The organism is Massilia sp. S19_KUP03_FR1 (assembly GCF_036688685.1).
In the GTDB taxonomy this organism is placed as follows: Bacteria; Pseudomonadota; Gammaproteobacteria; order Burkholderiales; family Burkholderiaceae_D; genus JALYUM01.
In genome coordinates this window covers 38,809-57,127 of sequence record NZ_JAQQPS010000007.1, presented here as the reverse complement: position 1 = coordinate 57,127, position 18,319 = coordinate 38,809, and the positions used below count along the sequence as shown (strand labels likewise).

The following is an 18,319-nucleotide window of genomic DNA, read 5'->3' as shown; positions in this document are numbered from 1 at the left end:
CGATGGCGCCTTAAAAACGGTAGGACAAGGTTGCGTTCATGCTGCGGGTGGTCCCGGGCGCCACCCACAGCGGGCTGTAGGCGCTGGCATAGTAGCGCCGGTCGAACAGGTTCTCGATGTGGGCGGACACCCGCCAGTGCGGGCCTGCTGCATAGCTGGCCAGCAGGCGCGCCGTGGTGTAGCCGGGCAGGCGGAAGTCGCTTGACGCGGCCACATTGCCGAAACGCGCGCCCAGGTACGCCAGACCGCCGCCGAAGGACGCATTGGCGCTGCTGGCCACCAGCAGCAAGTTGGCACTGTGGCGCGGCACGTTCGGAAACCGGCTGCCGGTGCGGATGGTATTGTCGCCATGCGTCACGCGCGCGTCTGTATAGGCGTACGCGGCCGACAGCTTGAGTCCTTTGCGCAACTGGCCGGCCACATCGAATTCCACACCCTTGCTGGCGACGGCGCCCGCAGGCATCGAGAAATCGGTGTTGGCGGGGTTGGGTGTGAGCACATTGTCCTTGTCGATCCGGTACACCGCGAGCGTGCCGGCCAGGCCAGCTGGCGTGTCGACCTTGACGCCCAGTTCGTGCGAGCGGCTTTGTTCGGCCGGGAAGGCGCTGTTGTCGATCGCGATCCCGCTGTTCGGCCGGAACCCGCGCGCGACGCTGGCGTACAGCGCCACGGCGCCGCTCGGCTGGTACACCAGCCCGGCGCGCGGGCTGACGGCGCTCAGATCCTGCTGGTTGACGGCCGCCGTGCGACGATTGATGACGGTTTGATGATATTGGTCGGCGCGCACCCCGAGCAGTGCCTTCCAGCGTGGCGCCAGGTCGAGCTGATCCTGCAGATACAGGCCGCTGGCACGCTGGTGCTCGAGCGTGTCGATCGACAGCGTCAGCGGCGCGGCCACGGCGCCGTAGACGGGGTTGAACACATCGATCGCGTACGGGTTGGCGGCCGAGGGATTGCGACGCAGTTGCACGCGGTAGTCGTCGAAACGGTAGCCCTCGACGCCGGCCAGGAAGGCATGACGCATGCCGAGCAGGCTGGCGCTGCCGAGCAGTTCGATGCGTGCCGAGCGGTCCAGTGCGGACCAGTCGCGGTAGCGGCGCTGGCGGCGCAGCGTGTGGCCATCGGCCAGCAAGTCGTTTGCATCGCTCGAAAAACCTTGCAGGGCACTGTTGCGATACGCGGCGCCGCCTTGCAGCGACCAGCCCTCGGCCAGGACGTGCTGGACGAACAGTTGCTGGCCAAGCGACTGGACGGTGCTGCGGCCGTCGCCGGGCTCGCCAAGGAAGCGCTCGACCGGCACCGCGCCGAGGATGCCCCCGATGGCCGGTATGCCGCGGTCGAACGGCGCACGCTGGCGCGTGGCCTCGATTTCATACGACACGGTGGTATCGCGCCCGGCCAGCCAGACGAAGGAGGGCGCCAGGTAATCGCGGCTGGTGTGGGCCGTGTCGCGGAACGACCCGCCGGCCTGGTGCGCGGCGTTCAGACGGTAAGCGACGGTCTCGGACAAGGGCCCCGTCACGTCGATGGCGCCGCGCTTGCTTGCATGGCTGCCGATGGACAGCTCGAGCGTGGCGTCCGGCTTGAAGCGCGGCTTTTTGGTGAGGATGTTGACGGTGCCGCCCGGTTCGCCCCGCCCGTACAAGGCCGAACTCGGGCCCTTCAGCACTTCGATCGCCTGGGTGCCGGCGACGTCGCGCAGGCCGTTATAGCCACGGCTGGCGGAAAAGCCGTTGACCATATAGTCGGACCCGAAATTCGGGTCGCCCGTGAAGCCGCGCATGGCGTAGCTGTCCCACAGGCCACCCAGGTCGCTCTGGCGGCTGATGCCGCTGGTGAGTTCGAGGGCGCCGGACAGCGAGCTGACGCCGGCGTCTTGCAACAGGTCGGCGTTGAGGGTGCGTACGCTTTGCGGCAAGTCGCGCGGCAAGCTGTCGGTCTTGGTGGCGCCGGCCACGGACAGGTTGCGGTAGGCCGCGCGTTCACCAGTGACGATGACGGTGTCGGTGGCCGGATCGGCCAGGGCGATGAGCGGCATGCTGCCGGCGAGATACGCCAGGCAACGGAGGGAGAAGTGGTGCATACATGTTTCCTGCGCTAGCGGACAGCACGAAGCCAGGCCTGCGTGCAAGTTCCGCAAAATGAGAGGGATGGCGCGCACCGGGGCGCGCGCCAGATCAGGCTAGCGGCAGGAAAGCGGGCGGGGCGTGTGCGGGCGGCAGCAGCCAGGCCGCCGCACGGGCCGGCGCTGCGAGAGGGGGAACCTGCAACGCGGCGTGTAATAGCGTCCAGCTGAATGGCGCAGGCGCCGGCAGCGCCTGGGGCGGCCCGGCATGCGGCTGCGCATGCAGTGCGCAGGCAGCGCAGTGCTGCGATTTGGACGAGACGGGGTGGTCATGCTGCGTCAGTGCGAACAGCTGCACCAGCAGGACGATGGCGAGCAGCCGTGCCAGCCACGCCGCCCACGCCGGCCGGCCGCAGGGAGCGGCAGGGCGGGGCAGGATGTGTGGGGCAGTAAGGGATGTCATGGCTGGGCGGCAGTGTAGCCGAATGGCAATTTATTATCAATTCCGCAGTGCACCGCAGTGCGCGGAAAATTCAGGCGCCCATCATGTAAGGTAACCAAAAAAACAGGTGCGCAGCGTGACGAACCCGGTTGTCTATCCGTCCTCGCGCTAACCGTGCACTTTCGTCATATCCAGTTCGATCCAGGTCGGCGCGTGGTCGCTCGGCTTCTCGCGGCCGCGCACATCGTGGTCGACTTGCGCTGCAACGAGACCCCGGGCGACGGCCGGACTGAGTAATAAATGGTCGATGCGCAGGCCGGCGTTGCGCTTGTAGGCTTCGCGGAAATAGTCGAAGAAGGTGTAGATCGTTTCGTCCGGATGCATGTGACGCAGCGCATCGAGCCAGCCCTGCGCCATCAGGCGCTCGAATGCGGCCCGGGTTTCGGGGCGAAACAGGGCGTCTGTCAGCCAGCGTTCGGGTTTGTAGACGTCGTCAGGGGTCGGAATGACGTTGTAGTCGCCGGCCAGCACCACCGGCGCGCCGCTGGCGTACAGGCCGGCGGCGCGCTCGATGAAGCGCTCCATCCAGGCCAGTTTGTAGTCGAACTTGGGGCCGGGCGCAGGGTTGCCGTTGGGCAGGTACAGGCATGCGATCAGCACGCCGTTGACAGCCGCTTCCAGGTAGCGGCTTTGCTCGTCGCTGGTGTCACCCGGCAAGCCACGTTGCACTTCCTGCGGCTGCACGCCGCGTGCCAGGATCGCCACACCATTCCAGCTTTTTTGGCCCTGCCAGATCGCGTGATAGCCGATATCGCGCAGCGCTTGCTCTGGGAATTTCTCGGTCGGGGCTTTCAGTTCCTGCAGGCAGGCGACATCCGGCTGGGTTTCTTCCAACCATTGGAGCAGGGCCGGCAGGCGGCTGCCAATGCCGTTGATGTTAAAGGTGGCAATCTTCATTTTTTGCTCCAGACTCTTGATCGATGCGGGTTTCAGCGCCACGGCGGCAATCAATGATTGCACCAGAAAGCGATAGGTGGCGCTGATGATACCCGATCGGCAATTCGGCTCAGGCATTTGCTCGACTTGATCGCCGGGCGCCCGGTTGCATATCGTGAAAGCCTCTTGAAACCACGAACCCCGTGTCAAAACCCGCACAAGAACACGCGACAGAAAAACTGCTGACATGGCTGAACTGGCGTGCGCCGCTTGTTCAACAGGACACACTTTTATACTGATTCAATAGAGCTACGCTGGACATGCGTAAATTAATATTATAATGTACACATCTTGCACAGCAGCATTACTCATCCATTGGCACTGGTTTCTCAGCCGTCAATACGGGCGGGGGGCGTGTCTCGGAAGCGGTCTTCAGAAACGGCAATCGTAAACCGGCTCGTAAAAAATTACCTAGAAAAAACCATAATATTATTTGGGCAACTATGTGAATTTCGTGGTATCTTTCTGATCCCATCTCAGATTCAGCATGTAATTACAAAGGAAATCGCGTGGCAATTCAAGGTGCGGTCAGTCAGCGAATCAATATGCTTCGATTCCTGATGATTTTCGGAGTCGTCGTGGTACATACGCCACCGTACGCGCCATATGGCGCGGTGCCAAATGAATGGTTTCCGCTGTTGGTCGCATTTTTCCAGAATGGTTTTTTCCGCGCCACGGTGCCCGTGTTGACGCTTATTTCAGGTTATTGCCTGTTCAAATCTGGCCTGGATACTAATTTTCGCAAGCTGATTGCCAAAAAAGCCCGCACGCTGCTGTTGCCCTTCCTGATCTTTAACCTGGGTATGCTGTTGATCGATGTCCTGGCTGATCGTTTTTTTGGCGCGTCGATTGTTTATGACCGCGCCGCCATGCAGGATGCGCGCGCCTGGCTGACTTCCATGTTTGGCATATTTGGCTATCCGATCAATCTTCCGCTGTATTTCCTGCGCGACTTGATGGTGCTCATTCTATTGACGCCACTGTTCGGATGGGTTTTGCGCCGCACACCTTTTGTCGGACTGGCCGCCGTTGCGGTATTCTTCTTGTCCGACCTGGACGGCTTATTGATTTTGCGCGGCGATATGCCGGTCATGTTTTATGCGGGCGGAATAATTGCATTGCATCAATCTAATCTCCGCGCGATCGATCGATACGCTTATCCCGCATTTGCAGCATTCGTTGCGTTATGTATGTACGCAGTGTGGTTTGGTGACGGTAGTATCCTCGTCCTGCGTCTGGTGGCGCCATTCTTGATCTGGCCGATCAGCGCCGTGCTGGTCGAAACCAGCTTCGGTCAATGGGCTGTAAAACAGAGCCGCTACAGCTTTTTTATCTTCATTTCTCACGCCCCCTTACTGTTCGGCCTGTGGAAATTGAACAAATTGGCAGGCGCGCCGGTTCCGGTTCCTGTATTCACGGTCGTGATGCCATTCGTCGTCGTGGCAATCTTAATCGCACTCTACAAAATGGCGATGCGGGTCATGCCCGGCCCATTCTCGCTTGCCATCGGCGGGCGCAGCAAGACGACAGTCCGGGTTGAGCGCCGTGTCGCCCCCGCTCTGCCGGGCATGTGGCCAGTGGCGATGGAACGGCGTATGGCGCCGCGCTGAGCGGGCGCGGTTCAGCGTTTAAACGATTACCATCCCCGCTGCGGGGCGTCGCTGGCCTGCACGCAGGCGCCTTCATCAAACGAAGTTGCCGTTCGGGCGCGCGAGGTAATACCACTCGTGGTTGGGCTGGGCGTTCACGTCCGGGAACAGGATGCGGCCAGCGAATGCCGCTAGTACCGGCGTGCCGTCGGCGCGCACACCGATCTGCTCACCTTCAGCGACCGGGTCAAAGCTCGACCAGGTGCGCGTGAAACGGTCGCCGGCTTCGAGTTTATCGTACACCACGACCATCGACAGTGCGTCCATGTCATCGAGCGCGATCGGCTCCGGGCGGGGCGCATCGATCAGTTCCAGGTGCGCGAGGGCATTCAGAATGGCGCGGTAGGCGACATCCGGTGCAGCCGGGTCGGCGTGCTGACCGCATTCGAGCGTGAGCGCGTAGCCGCCAGTGCTGCGCATGAATTCGGTGGTCCCGACGCCGTAGCGCAAATTGGTCTCGAGTGCAGCGGCGTCGCCACGGCTGCGGCGCTGCACGCCCTCGCCGTAGGTGGCCAGCCAGCCGTCGACAAACCTGCGCACGCCCAGCCGGCGCGCCAGCGCGCGTTCCTTGGCGGCATGGCCGAACGGCTGCAAGCTGCCTTCATTGTTTTGTGGGCCGACCATGACGAACGGTTCGCTGGCAGCATTGAACGAGTGCAGGTCGAGCAGCACATCGTGCTGGCCCAGCAGGGGGCACAGCCAGTTGGCAATACGGTCTTCGAAATCCTGCGGATCGGGATTCGGGAACAGGTTGCGGTTCAGGTTGCGATCACCCGATCGCTGCTGTTTCTGATAGGCCAGCGGGTTGACGATGGGGACGAAGGTGACGCTGCCGCTCCTGATCAGCAGGGCGCCACTGTCGAGTTCGGCCATCACGCGCAGGATCCCCTTGGTGCCGCAGGTTTCATTGCCGTGCACGGCGCCAGTGACGATCAGGCGCGGGCCATTCCCCAGCCCGGTGTAGTTGATGGATTTAAACTGAAGCTCAGGGACGCTGGTCATTGCTGTATTCCAAATAAACAAGGTGGTACCATTTTATCGGGAATTCATGGCGGCGGGCGGGGCAGCGTGGCATGATCCGGGTTTCCTTCGACGCAAAACTGCATGGCGACGTTTCACCCTTCTACCCGCCTGGCCGGCCTCGACACCCTGCGCGCGCTCGCCGTGACCCTGGTCGTGCTGCACCACTACACGCTGTTCGTCACGCGCGACGCGCACACCTTCGGCTGGGTCGGGCAGATGGGCTGGGCCGGTGTCGACCTGTTTTTCGCGCTGTCCGGCCACCTGATCGGACGCCAGATCTTCGCCGCAATGGCCGACCCGCGCGGCCTGTCGCTGGGGCGCTTTTATGCGCGCCGCCTACTGCGCACGCTGCCGAATTTCTACGTGGTGGTAGCGCTGTATTTCCTGCTGCCCGGCTTTCGCGGCGAAGCGCCCCTGCCGGACCTGTGGCGCCTGCTCACCTTCACGCTCAATTTCCGGCTGCCGCCCGGCACCGCGTTTTCGCATGCCTGGTCGCTGTGCATCGAAGAACAGTTTTATATGGTGTTGCCGGCAGTCGCCTTGCTGGCTGCGTGGCTGTGCCCCATGCTGCGCGGGACGCTGCGGCTGGCCTGGGTGGCGCTGGCGCTGCTGGTCATGGGCGGCATGCTGTGGCGCGCGCAGCTCTGGCAAGACGTCGTCGACGCCAACCCTTACGGCGAAAATCATTACTTCAAGTTCATCTACTACGCCACCTTGTGCCGCGCCGATGAACTGTTAGCTGGCGTGGCGCTGGCGCTGGTCCGGCAATATCATCCGCGTACATGGGCCTGGCTGACCCGCCAGGGGAACCTGAGCGCGCTGCTGGGCCTGGCGGTGCTGGGTCTGGCCAGCTGGCTGTTTCTGGATGACCGGTACGGACGCGCGCCGACCGTGTTCGGCTACCCGCTGCTGGCGCTCGGCTTCAGCCTGCTGATCCTGGCCGCGCTGTCCGAAAAGTCGCTGCTGCGGGCGGTTCGGATTCCCGGCGCAGCCAGCATCGCGTTGTGGTCGTATGCGATCTATTTGTTGCACCGCCAGGTGTGCGTGCTGGGCGCGGGCGTGCTGAAACAATACGGTTACGCGCCGGACAGCGTGATCGCGGTTGGCGTCCTGCTGCTTGCGTCGGTTCTGACCGGCGCTGTGCTGTTCTACGCGGTCGAGACGCCCTTCATGCGGCTGCGCGAGCGCTATTTTCCGACCAGCGTGCGTGCTCTACGGTTGGGCTTGAATGACATCAAACGCTGACGGCATGTCGGCCAGGTAATCGAGCAGGCGCACCACGCGCACCGGCATCTCCAGGTGTCCGGTCGAGGCGATCGCCGCGCGCAGGCCGGGGATGGCTTCGACCGTGTCGGCGCTGCGGTAGGCCTCGATCAGCAGGCGCACCAGGTCGGCCGGCGCGCCGCCAGAACCACGCAGGCGCGCATCGATAATACCCAGCACGGTGCGCTGCATGCGTGGCGTCGGGTTGACGATGCGGCCGAATACCAGTGGTGTGTTGGCGATGGCTTCGCACACGGCCGACTCGATCTGGTCCGCCTTGACGTCGGAGGCAATATCAAAATAGGCGCGGTCCCAGCGCGTGCGCGCATGCACGTGGCCGGGCGGGAAAGCATCGATGGTCTCGAACCCGAGCGCGCGGCTGGCGCGGCCCAACAGGTTCATGATGACGGGAAGCAGCGGCATGAAAATAAAGAATGAGGAAGATGCGCCAGTGTAGCCTGGCGCGCGGCCGCGAAGGCGGCAATGGCGGGCATTTGTTTCCGTCATCCGGGCCCTATTGGCACGAACGACGGCGCCACAAGGTCAGGCGGCGAAGCGTCCCGCGCGGAAATCCTCGAACGCTTGCACCAGTTCGGCCTGGGTGTTCATCACGAACGGCCCGTGCTGGGCAATCGGTTCGCGCAGCGGGCGGCCGGCCAGCAGCAGCACGCGGCAGTCCGACGCTGCGCTGATGCTGACGCCATCGGCTTGCGGCGCATTGTCGAGTATGGCCATGCGCGCCTGGCCGATGCCCTTGCCGCCAACCACCGCTTCGCCGCGAAACACGTACAGGAATGCATTGTGTCCGGCAGGCAGCGGCTGGTCGAAGCGGGCGCCGGCCGGCAGCGCCAGGTCGAGATAGACGATTTCCGTGCCGGCGCGCTCGACGGCGCCCTGCACGCCGTGCGAGGCGCCGGCCATGACCTGCACCGTGACGCCCGCCTCGGTGGTGAAGCGCGGCACCTCGGCAGCCGGGATATCCCGGTACCACGGCGCCTGCATTTTGTCGCGCGCCGGCAGGTTCAGCCACAATTGAAAGCCTTCCATCAGGCCTTCGTTCTGCTCCGGCATTTCAGAATGGATCACGCCACGCCCGGCCGTCATCCACTGCACGCCGCCATCGGTAATCACGCCTTCGTTGCCAAAGCTGTCGCGGTGGCGCATTTTGCCGGCCAACATATACGTGATGGTCTCGAAGCCGCGGTGCGGGTGTTCCGGAAATCCGGCAATGTAGTCGCCCGGCTTGTCGCTGCCGAAGGCGTCGAGCATCAGGAAAGGATCGAGGCGGCGCTGCAGCGGCTGGGTCAGCACGCGGTTGATGCGCACGCCCGCGCCATCCATCACAGCCTGGCCGGCGATGATGCGTTCGACGCCGCGCGAGCGGGCCACCTTGATCTCTTCCACAAGGTTCTCCTTACGCTGCCAGCGCGGCGATTTCGGCGTCGGCTTCGGCCTGCGCTTTGGCGACGGCTTCCGGACCCATGCCCAGGCCTTCCGCGTAAATCAGCGTGACATCGGTCATGCCGAGGAAGCCGAGCAGGGTTTTCAGGTGCGGTACCAGCGCGTCGGAAGCGCCGTTCTTGTGCATGCCGCCGCGCGACAGGGTCACGTAGACTTTTTTGCCGGTCAACAGGCCTTCAGGGCCGTTGGCGCCGTACTGGAACGTCACGCCGGCCTTGGCGATGGCGTCGAACCAGCCCTTCAATTGCACGGTCATACCGAAGTTGTACATCGGCGCGCCGATGACGATGACGTCGGCAGCCTGCACCTGGGCGACCAGCGCCATGTCCAGCGCCACGCGCGCGTTTTGCGCTTCGGTGCGGGCGTCAGCCGGGGTGAACAGGGCGCCCAGCGCGGCTTCGTCCAGGATCGGGTGCGGTGCGGCGGCCAGGTCGCGGCGGGTGACTTGCGCACCAGCATTGGCGGCGCTCAGCTTGGCGACGATGGCGTCGGCCAGGCGGGTCGATTCGGAACCGCTGCTGCGGGCGCTGGAATTGATTTGCAAAATGTTCATTTAATTTCCTTGGGTAAATGGAACTGCGACGGGTAGACTTTATCAGTTCCAAAATCCATCCGGTAGAGCATAATATGGATAACATTATTCGCACAGTGGGACAATCGATGGATATCGAACCGAACGATTTATTGCTGTTTGCCCGGATCGTCGAGACCGGCAGCTTTACGCAGGCGGCCTTGCGCGTCGACTTGCCAAAGTCGACCGTGTCGCGCCGCCTGGCCCTGCTCGAAGCCACGCTCGGCGAGCGCCTGCTGCAGCGCACTACCCGCAAGCTGATGGTGACCGAGTTCGGCGCCAGCTTGCTCGAGCACGCGCGCAAGGTGGCCGATGAAGTGGAGGCCGCCGGCGCGCTGGCCCAGCACCGGCAAGTGGCGCCGAGCGGGCGCCTGCGCATCTCGATGCCGGCCGACCTGGCCAACCTGAGCATGGGCGGCGTGATGGCGCGCTACCTGGCCAAGTATCCGCTGGTCAGTCTGGAACTCGATCTGTCGCCGCGCCGGGTCGACCTGGTGGCGGAAAATTTTGACATTGCGATCCGCATGGGCGACCTGCCGGACGATTCGAGCCTGTCGGCACGCCGGGTCATCGTCGAAAAACTGGCCCTGTACGCCGCGCCTTCCTACATCGGCTTGCGCGGCTTGCCGGAGCAGCCCGATGATTTGCTGAACCACGATTTGCTGTGCATTCTGAGCCGGTCCGGCGGCGCCATGCCCTGGACGCTCACCCGCGGCAAGACAACCTGGGAGCGCAGCCTGCGCGCGCGCCTGACCGCCAACTCGCCCGAAGTGCTGGCGCGCATGGCGTGTAATGGCGTGGGCATCGCGGCCAGCTCCGACCTGTTTGCCGGCCCCCACGTGGACAAGGGCGAATTGGTGCGCATCTTGCCCGAATGGGATTTGCCGGTGGCGATCGGCTGGGCGGTGTTCCCGGGGCGGCGCCTGATGCCCGCCAAAACCCGGGTATTCCTCGACATGATGGAAGAGATGGGCTGCGAGCAAGCCCGCAAGGCCGGCCTGCCGGTCTGACGCGGTTTACGTGTTGGTGCCCATGACCTCGCCCAGGCGCACGCTGCCTTCCGGCTGCCAGGCCGGATTGAAGCGGACGGTGTCGGCCTGGAACAGCATGACGATGGTCGAGCCGAGCAGGAAGCGGCCCATCTCGTCGCCTTTTTTCAGCACGATGTTCTGGTCTGCGTAGGTCCACTCGGCGACGGCGCCCGTGCGGGTCGGGTTGACCACGCCGTGCCAGACGGTGGCCATGCTGCCGACGATGGTCGCGCCGACCAGCACCAGCACAAACGGGCCGTGTTCGGGCGAGTCGAACACGCACACCACGCGCTCGTTGCGGGCAAACAGGCCGGGCACGCCGCGCGCGGTGGTCGGGTTCACCGAAAACAGTTTGCCGGGCACGTAGATCATGCGCGTCAGGCGGCCGTCGCACGGCATGTGCAGACGGTGGTAATCCTTCGGGCTCAGGTACAGGTTGGCAAAGCTGCCGTGCTGGAAATGCGCTGCCAGCGTCTGGTCGCCGCCGACCAGTTCCGCGGTGCTGAAGGTGTGGCCCTTGGCCTGGAAAATCTGGTGGTCGTCGATTGCGCCGAACTGGCTGATGGCGCCGTCCACCGGGCAGATGAACGGCGCCTTGGCCAGCGGTCGCGCACCCGCGCGCAGCGGGCGCGTGAAAAATGCGTTGAAGCTGGCGTAGCTGGCGATGTCGGGATTGGCCGCTTCGTCCATGTTGACGCCGTATTTGCCGACGAACCAGCGGATCAGGCGGGTCGTCAGCGCGCCGCCCTTCGCGCCGGCAACGCGGCCGGCGAACGCCGTCATGGCCTGCTTGGGCATCAGGTACTGCGGTAATACTTTCAGGCGATCAGACACGGCGCGAACCTCAAACGATGGCGATCCAACATTATAGCGGTGAAATACCCGGATTCAGGGGGGCGTCGCCGTTGGCGTGGCTGTAGCGGCGCGATGGTGCGCCGCAAAATAGCGCCGCGCGACCCAGATGCCGGCCGCCTGCATCAACGCGCACAGGAAGAAGGTGCTGCCCACGCGCCAGTCGGCGGGCGGCAAATGGCTCACCGCGCCGAGGATGGTGGTGCCGATCAGCGGCATGACAACCACGCCCAGGCTGCTGATCGATTGCAGTGAACCCATCAGCTCTCCCTGTTCGTCGGGGCCCGATGCTTTCGAGATGATGCCCTGCAGCGCCGGGCCGGCGGCAAACGCCAGCAGGTTGCAGACGATGAAAAGGTACATCATCCAGCCCTGGGTGGCCAGGCCGTACAGGACGTAAGTGATGGCGCCCGACGCCATGCCCAGCAGAGAAAGGCGCACCTCGCCGAAGCGCCGCATCAGCCAGGACAGCAGGCCGGCCTGCACCACGGCTGCCGACAGGCCGACGCAAAACAGCGCGATGCCATTCTCGCGCGGGGTCCAGTCGAAGCGGAACGTGGTGTACAGCACCCAGGTCACATTGAGCATCATGGCGGCGAACGTGGTGAGGGTGTAGACCACCACCAGGCCGCGGATATCCCGGCGGCGCACCAGTTTCAGCAGGGCTGTGAAAGGATTGATCTTGTGCAGGTCGAACGGTGCACGCCGGCTGGCCGCGAGCGATTCGGGCACGAACAGGTAGCCGTAGGCGAGATTGGCCGCCGACAGGCCCGCTGCCACATAAAAGGGCAGGTGCAGGTTGACGCTGCCGAGCAGGCCGCCCAGCGCCGGGCCGCAGATAAACCCCAGGCCGAAGGCCGCGCCGATCATGCCGAAGCTGCGCGCCCGGTTGTCATGGGCCGTGATGTCGGACGCGTAGGCCGAAGCCACGGCCATGCTGGCTGACGACGCGCCGCCGATCACGCGGCCGATGAACAGGCAGGCCAGATTCGGCGCCCAGGCCGTGGCGAGAAAATTGATGCACATGCCAGCCATCGAATACATCAGCACGGGGCGGCGCCCGACCCGGTCGCTGATTGCTCCCAACATGGGCATGAAAATGAACTGCATCAGCCCGAATACCATCGACAGCACGCCGAACCACAGCGCCTGCTGCTCGCGGCCGTCGACGAAGTCGCCGACCAGCAGGGGTAACACGGGGACGATCAGGCCGATGCCCAGCATGTCGATGAAGACGCAGACCAGGACGAAGTTGAGGTTGGGGGCGGATTTGGTCATCGCTGGTCAGTGATCAGAGGGCTGGGCAGGCGAATGTGCTTGCGACCATTCGGCCACAAACGCGTCCCGGAACGCCAGCATCAACTGCAAGCGTTCCTGCGCCAGTTCCCGTCCTGCCGCCGTCTGCATCATGGCCGGCAATTGCGCCAGTTTTTCCTCGATATGGTCCAGTGCATACGCCATGTCGTTGCGCGGGCGGTGCAGCGCGAGCGGGTCCGTCGGGTGCGCAAGCGCGCGCCCCAGCCGTCCGGAAATATAAAACATGCGCGCCAGGCCAACCGCGCCGAGCGCGTCGAGCCGGTCGGCGTCCTGCACAAGCTGGGCTTCGAGCGTGGTGGGTGTTATTGCCGCCGAAAAACTGTGCGCTTCGATGGCATGCGCCACTGCGTCCAGTTTATCGGCCGGAAAGCCCAGCCAGGCCAACTGGTGGCGCGCCAGTTGCGCCGAGCGCTTCGACGCCTGGGCGCGGTCCGGTGCATCTTTCGGCAGGTTCACCAGGTCGTGCAGGAAGCAGGCGGCCATGACGACCAGCGCATCCGCCCCGGGTGCACGGGCCAACAACAGCTGCGCGCTGGACCAGACCCGCTGCAGGTGTTGCAGATCGTGAGCGGCGTCGTCGCCGCTGGCGGCGCTGGCAATCGCCACCAGGCGGGGCAGCCAGTCGGCCGGTCGTGGTTCAGTTTCCATCGGGGCTCTCGAGGTGCATGGCGCTGCCGCGCTGTGACAAGGCATCGGCATCGACGTTTTTGTGGCGGGGAATCCAGCGCAGGCGGACGTCGTCCAGCTGCGCCAGCAAGGCGCGGGCGGCAGCGTGCAGGGGCAGCAGCGACGGCGCGGCCAGGTGCGGCGGCAGCGCCACATCGTCGATGACGACGCGGCTGTCGCCGTACACGGTCAGGCCATTCGCGCCGTGGGCGACGGCCGCTTGCAGGAGGGTGATCAAGGCGCGGTACTCGGCTTCACTGCTATTGCCGTAACCGGCCGCCTGCGCCACCTCGATGCGCTGGCCGTCGGGCCCGTGCAGCAGGGCGCCGATGCCGCAGCGACCGGGATTCGGGTGCGCCGAGCCGTCGAACCAGGCGCGCCACGGTGTGGCCGTGCTGGCCGGCGCGCTGCGGCGCAGCGCTTGCGCGGCGGCTCTGGCGTCCGCGCGCACCTGCGCGTGCTGCTGCAAGGCCGCACGCTGGGTCAGCAATGCGTCGAGGCCCTGGCGCCCGGCGCTGATGGTCAGCGTCTGGTGCAGGGCCTCGTGTTCCGACAGCCCGCTGGCCATCAGGCGCCGGCTGGCGGCGCGTTCGGTTTTGTAAGAGAGAGCCAGCAGGACGTTATCGTTCATCCCGCCAGTTTATCCGTTTAGTCGCGGCGCGGGTTGTCCGGCTGGCGGTCGTGGCGGTTCGGGACGCCGTCGCCATCGCGGTCGCGGTCGTAGCGATTCGGTACGCCATCGTGGTCGCGGTCGCGGTCGCCGCCGTGGCGTGGGCGCTCGAAGCGGTCCGGGATGCCGTCGCGGTCACGGTCAGGGCCACCGCGCGACCATGCGGCCGGACGCATCTGCCAGCGCCCGCGCTCCTCGTACCAGACCGGCGCCGCGTAGGCATAGCCCGGGCGCTCGACAATCCAGACGCCCGGCACCCATTGATGGCGGCGGCCGCGGTATTCCCAATGGCCCTGCGACCAGATATGACCACGACGGGCCTCAGGCACGCGCTCGAAGCGCGGCGGTGGCGGCGGGCCACCGACGTAGACGCTGATGTTGGGCTGGGCCATTGCTGGCAATGGTGCGAAAGCGGCTGAGCCGAGGGCCAGCAAGGCAGCGAGTGTGAGGGTGCGTTTCATGATGTCTGTCTCCTTGTCCGAAGTGGATGCATCGAATATAACAAGCGATGTGCGGACAGGGCAGAAGTGATGCATGTGCTTACATTTGAAACAGAATGTGCGCAAGGCGGCGCGCCGCCTTGCCCGGGCCCGCCATCAGCGGCTCGCGACGACGGTGGCAGCGGCTTCTTCACGCAGCGACTGCGCCTTCTCGGCGGCGCTCAAGCGTTTCGCGACAACGTTGACGACGGCCATTTGTGGCGCCACCTGTGCATCTCTGACGACCGGCGCCGGACTCGCGTTGGCGTCCTGCGTGGTGGCGGCCAGGTAGCCGCTGACGCTGGCAACCGACAGGGCGATGACGAAAACGGCTTCCATATGTTTCAGTGCATTCATGGTGTTTCTCCTTGGGTTGGGGGTGTTTCGATGTGTTCACTTTAGGCTTGCTCCCCTTGCCACAACACCGGATTGCGACGGGCCGCCGAATGGGCGGAACAGGATGCAAAAAGCGCGGGGCGAGCCTGGTTTCAGGCGCCCCCGGCTAGCTCGCTTGCAGGAACAACAGCGACGGGATGCACATGCGGGGATCGAGGACAGTGTTCGAAGCGTGGCGCGCCAGCCGGACCGCGGGGCGGCGCGCGCGCAACCTGCGCCATGGCGCCCGCCGCGCCGACACCGCGCCGGCGCTGCAGGGCAGTGCGCCGCGCTTCAGGCTGGCGCGGCTGCGGGCGCCACGTCCCGCTGAATGGATCGCCGCCGCCAGCGTCCTCGGTGCGCTCGCCGGCGCGTTCGTCATCGCCGGTCACGCGCGCCATCTGTCGGTGACGGCCGGACCCGTGGGCGCGGTCGAGGGCGTGTACGCGGCCGCCGCCTTCCACGCCACCTTGCCCGGCGCCGCCTTCACGGTCGCCGCCATGCCCGGCATCACGCTCGAGCAGCGCGGCGCGGCGGCATTGCTGATTGCGTCGAACATGCGCAGCGAGGCGCCGCTGCGGATCGACCTGTGCAGCCAGATGGCCGACAGCGCGACCGGGCGCCTGCTGCCGCTGCGCCTCGGTTACCAGTTCAGCGATGTCGCGGCGTGGGTCGCGCGCAATGCATCGGGCAGCACCAGTGTCACGCCGCGCAATGTGGTGCTGGCTGCGCCCGGCGCGCTGACGCCGCGGGTGGAAGTAAGTGGCGTGGCGAAGGCCGCGCGGCTGCGCTGGGAAGGCGTGGCCGGGGTGGAGAATGTACACTGGATCGGCGACGCCGGCGCCGGCCGCATCGTGTCGGGCGCGGCGGCATCGGTGCCGCTCGGGCGCGACGGCTGGCTGCTGTGGACGACGGGCGGGCAAACTGCGGCGCTGCGCCTGCAGCGCCGGGCCAGTGCCAGCTGTGCGGCCGCGGGCGAGTTGCAGGTGCAGTTGCTGCGTCCCGCGGCGGCGCTAGCGGGCCGGGCGCTGGTGATGGCGTACGGCGCCGTCACCGACACTGCCTGGCTGCCGGCCGGGCGCTACCAGGTGCCGGTGGTGGCCGCGCCGGCGCTGGAAGACCAGGCCTTGTTCGCGCAATTGGTCGCCGGCGGCCTGCTGCGCCTGGGCCCCGATGGCCTGATCATGCTGGCGCCGCGCGACCTGGCCGCATGGCGCGCAGCGCCCGGGCCGGCGCGCGCCGCAGCGCTGGCCGGTTGGGAGCACACGGCGCTCGATCCAGCCGCATTGAAACGCCTCGAACGGCTGTACCACCGCGCCGACGGCGATTTCGTGCGCGCCCAGGTGGAACTGTTTAATAGTGAGCGGCGCCTGCTGGCATGGCGCACGCGCCCGCAGGCGCTGGCCGGCACCTGGCAAGCGAGCGTGGGTGGCGCGCCCGCCACCGTTGCGCAGACGATGCCGGCCGCTGCCGCCCGCCTGTTCGCCCAGCTGCCGCAGGGCTGGGATGCCTGGCGCCGGATCCAGGACTGGCCCGGGTCCGGCCCGGCGCGCTTGACCTACACGCTGGCGCAGCCGGCGCAAGGCACGGAAATCTTGCGCCTGATAGTGCTCGGTGGCGTCGGTTCGGTAGCAGGCGCGCGGCTGCTGGCCAGCGAGCCGGCCTGCACCGGGCGCGCGTGTCCGGCAGCCGATGCGGCCCAGGAACTGCGCCTCGGGCTGCTGCCGGGTGCCACCAGCGTGCGGCTGGACGTGGCGCCCATGCAAACGCTGGCGGCGCCGGGCGACGCGGCTTACCGCCACATCGGCCTGGCCGGGGGCAAACTGGCCTGGCAAAGCATGGCTGCGCGCCCGACCGTGGCGCGCGCCAGCCTGGCGCCAGTGACCCTGGTCGACCGCAACGGCGCCGCCTTGTGGCGCGACGGCGCACCCAGCGCCGCTGCCAGCGCGGCGGGGCTGGCGCCGCTGCTGGGCTACCGCGCCGACCAGGCCAACAGCATTGCGGGCATGCTGGGGCGGGTGGGCGACGGCGGCGCGCATGCCGCCACCTTGACGCTCGACCTGGCGCTGCAGGCGGCCAGCCAGGGCGCGCTCGATTGCATTGGCATGCGCCGCGGCCGCTGGGACGGCAGCCATTGCACGGGTGGCATGGCGGCGCCGGACGGCCGCCACGCCGGCATGGTTATCCTTGACACGGAAACCGGCGACGTGCTGGCTGCCGCTGGCGCCGGCACGGGCCAGGTCGACGCCGCCAACTGGGCCGAGGTGCGCGACTTCGACCGGCTCGATCCGGCCCGCAGTCCCTTGCGCCTGCCGGCGCTGCAGCACGATGGCGGCGCCCACCGGAGTCCGGGGTCAAGCTTCAAGGTGATCAGCGCGCTCGGCCTGGAGCTGGCCGCGCAGCGCGACCCGCAACTCGACGCGCTCATGAATGGCATACCGCTGGCAGAAATCGACCGGCTGGCGCGCTCGCGCGGCTTCGCCTTTCAGACCGACGCGCCGGCCTATCCGTGGGACCCGGCCGTCAGGCAGGCGCGCATCACCAACTACCGCGAGCAGCTGGCGGGCCGGCGCGCCCAGGATGGGCGCCTTGGCATGGCGCAGGCGCTGACCTGGAGTTTGAATACCTGGTTCGCCTGGACCGGCGAGCTGTCCGACCGCAGCCTGTTCGGACGCGGCGCCGGCGGCGCCCCCGACCTGGCCGGGCTTGAGCCGGCGGCGCTCGAGAGCGTGCGGCCGATTGTCGCCATGGCGCACCGGCTCGGCTTCGAGCGGCAGCTGCGCCTCGATGGCGGCCTGTTGCCTGATGATTTCAACTGGTCGGCGTGGGATGCCTTGCAGACCAGCGCTGCCCATATCGACCCGATCCACTCGCGCCACGAACTGCGCCAGATGGCCATTGGACTGCGCATGCAGGCCACGCCGTTGCAGATGGCGCTGGCCGCCGCCGCTGTCGGGCAGGGACGCATCCCGGCCCCACGCCTGTTGCTGGCCCTCGATGGCCGGCCGGCAGTCGCCGCCGACGCGCCCGCGACGGGCGTGCGGCTGGACCGGATCCGCGCCGGCATGAAGGGCGTGGTCGACGTCGGCACGGCGGCCCATGCTTTCGGGGCGCCGGAACTGGCGCTGGTGCGGCGCGGCTTGTCGGGCAAGACCGGCACCGCGCCAACCGGGCCGGCCTCGGGCAGCGATGGCGCCACCGCCACGGTCTGGTTCACTGGCTGGCTGGAGCCGGGCAGCCTGCCCGGCCAGCGCCACCGGCTGGGGTTCGCCACGTTCGTCAGCCACTCGGAGGCGAGCGGCGGCGACCACGCGGCGCCGGTTGTCGCGGCCGTGCTGCGGGCGATGCTGCAGAATCAGGAAAAGAAGGGGAAATCCGGTTCTGACGGACGCCTTGTCCCTTGAGTGGATATGGCAAGATGTAGCATGAATTTACCAGCTCGCCCGTGCGCGGGCGCCG

The 18,319-nt window shown here is 66.2% G+C and carries 17 protein-coding genes; 4 read left to right on the top strand and 13 right to left on the bottom strand.

Annotated features, from left to right (window positions below; translation table 11 throughout):
• Window positions 1-10 precede the first annotated feature (10 nt).
• The 3 genes from V6M87_RS09480 to xth form a co-directional block, all read right to left on the bottom strand.
• Window positions 11-2,083, bottom strand: coding sequence for a TonB-dependent siderophore receptor (locus V6M87_RS09480; protein ID WP_332876368.1), 2,073 nt, complete (start codon window positions 2,081-2,083; stop codon window positions 11-13).
• A gap of 94 nt (window positions 2,084-2,177) precedes the next feature.
• Complete coding sequence (locus tag V6M87_RS09475; RefSeq protein ID WP_332876367.1) at window positions 2,178-2,528, bottom strand: hypothetical protein; 351 nt, start codon at window positions 2,526-2,528, stop codon at window positions 2,178-2,180.
• 147 nt (window positions 2,529-2,675) lie between these two features.
• Entirely contained in the window at window positions 2,676-3,464 is a 789-nt protein-coding gene (xth, locus tag V6M87_RS09470) for an exodeoxyribonuclease III (protein WP_332876524.1), read from the bottom strand.
• 548 nt (window positions 3,465-4,012) lie between these two features.
• Here xth and V6M87_RS09465 point away from each other — a divergent pair.
• Entirely contained in the window at window positions 4,013-5,113 is a 1,101-nt protein-coding gene (locus tag V6M87_RS09465) for an acyltransferase (RefSeq protein WP_332876366.1), read from the top strand.
• Window positions 5,114-5,188: 75 nt separating this feature from the next.
• Here the strand turns inward: V6M87_RS09465 and V6M87_RS09460 are convergent, their stop codons facing one another.
• Window positions 5,189-6,154, bottom strand: a complete 966-nt coding sequence (locus tag V6M87_RS09460) for a succinylglutamate desuccinylase/aspartoacylase domain-containing protein (protein ID WP_332876365.1) — start codon at window positions 6,152-6,154, stop codon at window positions 5,189-5,191.
• A gap of 102 nt (window positions 6,155-6,256) precedes the next feature.
• Here V6M87_RS09460 and V6M87_RS09455 point away from each other — a divergent pair, with 102 nt between their 5' ends.
• Window positions 6,257-7,420, top strand: coding sequence for an acyltransferase family protein (locus V6M87_RS09455; RefSeq protein ID WP_332876364.1), 1,164 nt, complete (start codon window positions 6,257-6,259; stop codon window positions 7,418-7,420).
• Here the strand turns inward: V6M87_RS09455 and V6M87_RS09450 are convergent.
• From V6M87_RS09450 to V6M87_RS09440, 3 genes are all read right to left on the bottom strand, one after another.
• Window positions 7,388-7,861, bottom strand: a complete 474-nt coding sequence (locus V6M87_RS09450) for a hypothetical protein (protein ID WP_332876363.1) — start codon at window positions 7,859-7,861, stop codon at window positions 7,388-7,390. The genes V6M87_RS09455 and V6M87_RS09450 overlap by 33 nt on opposite strands.
• Window positions 7,862-7,981: 120 nt before the next feature.
• Window positions 7,982-8,779 (bottom strand): pirin family protein, encoded by a 798-nt coding sequence (locus V6M87_RS09445; RefSeq protein ID WP_332876523.1) that lies wholly within the window; start codon window positions 8,777-8,779, stop codon window positions 7,982-7,984.
• A gap of 73 nt (window positions 8,780-8,852) precedes the next feature.
• Window positions 8,853-9,452, bottom strand: a complete 600-nt coding sequence (locus V6M87_RS09440) for an FMN-dependent NADH-azoreductase (RefSeq protein ID WP_332876362.1) — start codon at window positions 9,450-9,452, stop codon at window positions 8,853-8,855.
• Between the two features lie 107 nt (window positions 9,453-9,559).
• Between V6M87_RS09440 and V6M87_RS09435 the strand changes: the two genes are divergently transcribed.
• Complete coding sequence (locus tag V6M87_RS09435; protein ID WP_332876522.1) at window positions 9,560-10,480, top strand: LysR family transcriptional regulator; 921 nt, start codon at window positions 9,560-9,562, stop codon at window positions 10,478-10,480.
• A 6-nt stretch (window positions 10,481-10,486) separates the two neighbouring features.
• Here V6M87_RS09435 and asd read toward each other — a convergent pair whose 3' ends face one another.
• The 6 genes from asd to V6M87_RS09405 form a co-directional block, all read right to left on the bottom strand.
• Window positions 10,487-11,335 (bottom strand): archaetidylserine decarboxylase, encoded by an 849-nt coding sequence (asd, locus tag V6M87_RS09430; RefSeq protein WP_332876361.1) that lies wholly within the window; start codon window positions 11,333-11,335, stop codon window positions 10,487-10,489.
• Between the two features lie 54 nt (window positions 11,336-11,389).
• Entirely contained in the window at window positions 11,390-12,631 is a 1,242-nt protein-coding gene (locus V6M87_RS09425; protein ID WP_332876360.1) for an MFS transporter, read from the bottom strand.
• 6 nt (window positions 12,632-12,637) lie between these two features.
• A complete protein-coding gene (locus V6M87_RS09420) occupies window positions 12,638-13,318 on the bottom strand; it encodes an HD domain-containing protein (RefSeq protein ID WP_332876359.1) in 681 nt (226 codons plus the stop codon).
• Window positions 13,308-13,967 carry a ribonuclease HI family protein gene (locus V6M87_RS09415; protein WP_332876358.1) on the bottom strand — a complete coding sequence of 220 codons (660 nt, stop codon included), beginning with the start codon at window positions 13,965-13,967 and terminating at the stop codon, window positions 13,308-13,310. Before V6M87_RS09415 ends, V6M87_RS09420 begins: the two co-directional genes overlap by 11 nt.
• Window positions 13,968-13,984: 17 nt before the next feature.
• On the bottom strand, window positions 13,985-14,467 hold the full coding sequence (locus tag V6M87_RS09410; RefSeq protein WP_332876357.1) for a thrombospondin type 3 repeat-containing protein: 483 nt from the start codon (window positions 14,465-14,467) through the stop codon (window positions 13,985-13,987).
• Window positions 14,468-14,602: 135 nt separating this feature from the next.
• Entirely contained in the window at window positions 14,603-14,842 is a 240-nt protein-coding gene (locus tag V6M87_RS09405; RefSeq protein ID WP_332876356.1) for a hypothetical protein, read from the bottom strand.
• Between the two features lie 182 nt (window positions 14,843-15,024).
• On the opposite strand from V6M87_RS09405, the gene V6M87_RS09400 reads away from it, so the two are divergent.
• Window positions 15,025-18,264 (top strand): penicillin-binding transpeptidase domain-containing protein, encoded by a 3,240-nt coding sequence (locus V6M87_RS09400; RefSeq protein WP_332876355.1) that lies wholly within the window; start codon window positions 15,025-15,027, stop codon window positions 18,262-18,264.
• Window positions 18,265-18,319: the final 55 nt, after the last annotated feature.

Excerpts from the sequence above, each read along its gene's own strand:
- V6M87_RS09405 (WP_332876356.1), bottom strand. The coding sequence starts at position 14,842 with ATGAATGCACTGAAACATATGGAAGCCGTTTTCGTCATCGCCCTGTCG.
- xth (WP_332876524.1), bottom strand. The coding sequence starts at position 3,464 with ATGAAGATTGCCACCTTTAACATCAACGGCATTGGCAGCCGCCTGCCG.
- V6M87_RS09425 (WP_332876360.1), bottom strand. The coding sequence starts at position 12,631 with ATGACCAAATCCGCCCCCAACCTCAACTTCGTCCTGGTCTGCGTCTTC.
- V6M87_RS09415 (WP_332876358.1), bottom strand. The coding sequence starts at position 13,967 with ATGAACGATAACGTCCTGCTGGCTCTCTCTTACAAAACCGAACGCGCC.
- V6M87_RS09475 (WP_332876367.1), bottom strand. The coding sequence starts at position 2,528 with ATGACATCCCTTACTGCCCCACACATCCTGCCCCGCCCTGCCGCTCCC.
- V6M87_RS09450 (WP_332876363.1), bottom strand. The coding sequence starts at position 7,861 with ATGCCGCTGCTTCCCGTCATCATGAACCTGTTGGGCCGCGCCAGCCGC.
- V6M87_RS09460 (WP_332876365.1), bottom strand. The coding sequence starts at position 6,154 with ATGACCAGCGTCCCTGAGCTTCAGTTTAAATCCATCAACTACACCGGG.
- V6M87_RS09445 (WP_332876523.1), bottom strand. The coding sequence starts at position 8,779 with ATGGATGGCGCGGGCGTGCGCATCAACCGCGTGCTGACCCAGCCGCTG.
- V6M87_RS09440 (WP_332876362.1), bottom strand. The coding sequence starts at position 9,452 with ATGAACATTTTGCAAATCAATTCCAGCGCCCGCAGCAGCGGTTCCGAA.
- V6M87_RS09435 (WP_332876522.1), top strand. The coding sequence starts at position 9,560 with ATGGATATCGAACCGAACGATTTATTGCTGTTTGCCCGGATCGTCGAG.
- V6M87_RS09455 (WP_332876364.1), top strand. The coding sequence starts at position 6,257 with ATGGCGACGTTTCACCCTTCTACCCGCCTGGCCGGCCTCGACACCCTG.
- V6M87_RS09400 (WP_332876355.1), top strand. The coding sequence starts at position 15,025 with ATGCGGGGATCGAGGACAGTGTTCGAAGCGTGGCGCGCCAGCCGGACC.
- V6M87_RS09410 (WP_332876357.1), bottom strand. The coding sequence starts at position 14,467 with ATGAAACGCACCCTCACACTCGCTGCCTTGCTGGCCCTCGGCTCAGCC.
- V6M87_RS09480 (WP_332876368.1), bottom strand. The coding sequence starts at position 2,083 with ATGCACCACTTCTCCCTCCGTTGCCTGGCGTATCTCGCCGGCAGCATG.
- V6M87_RS09420 (WP_332876359.1), bottom strand. The coding sequence starts at position 13,318 with ATGGAAACTGAACCACGACCGGCCGACTGGCTGCCCCGCCTGGTGGCG.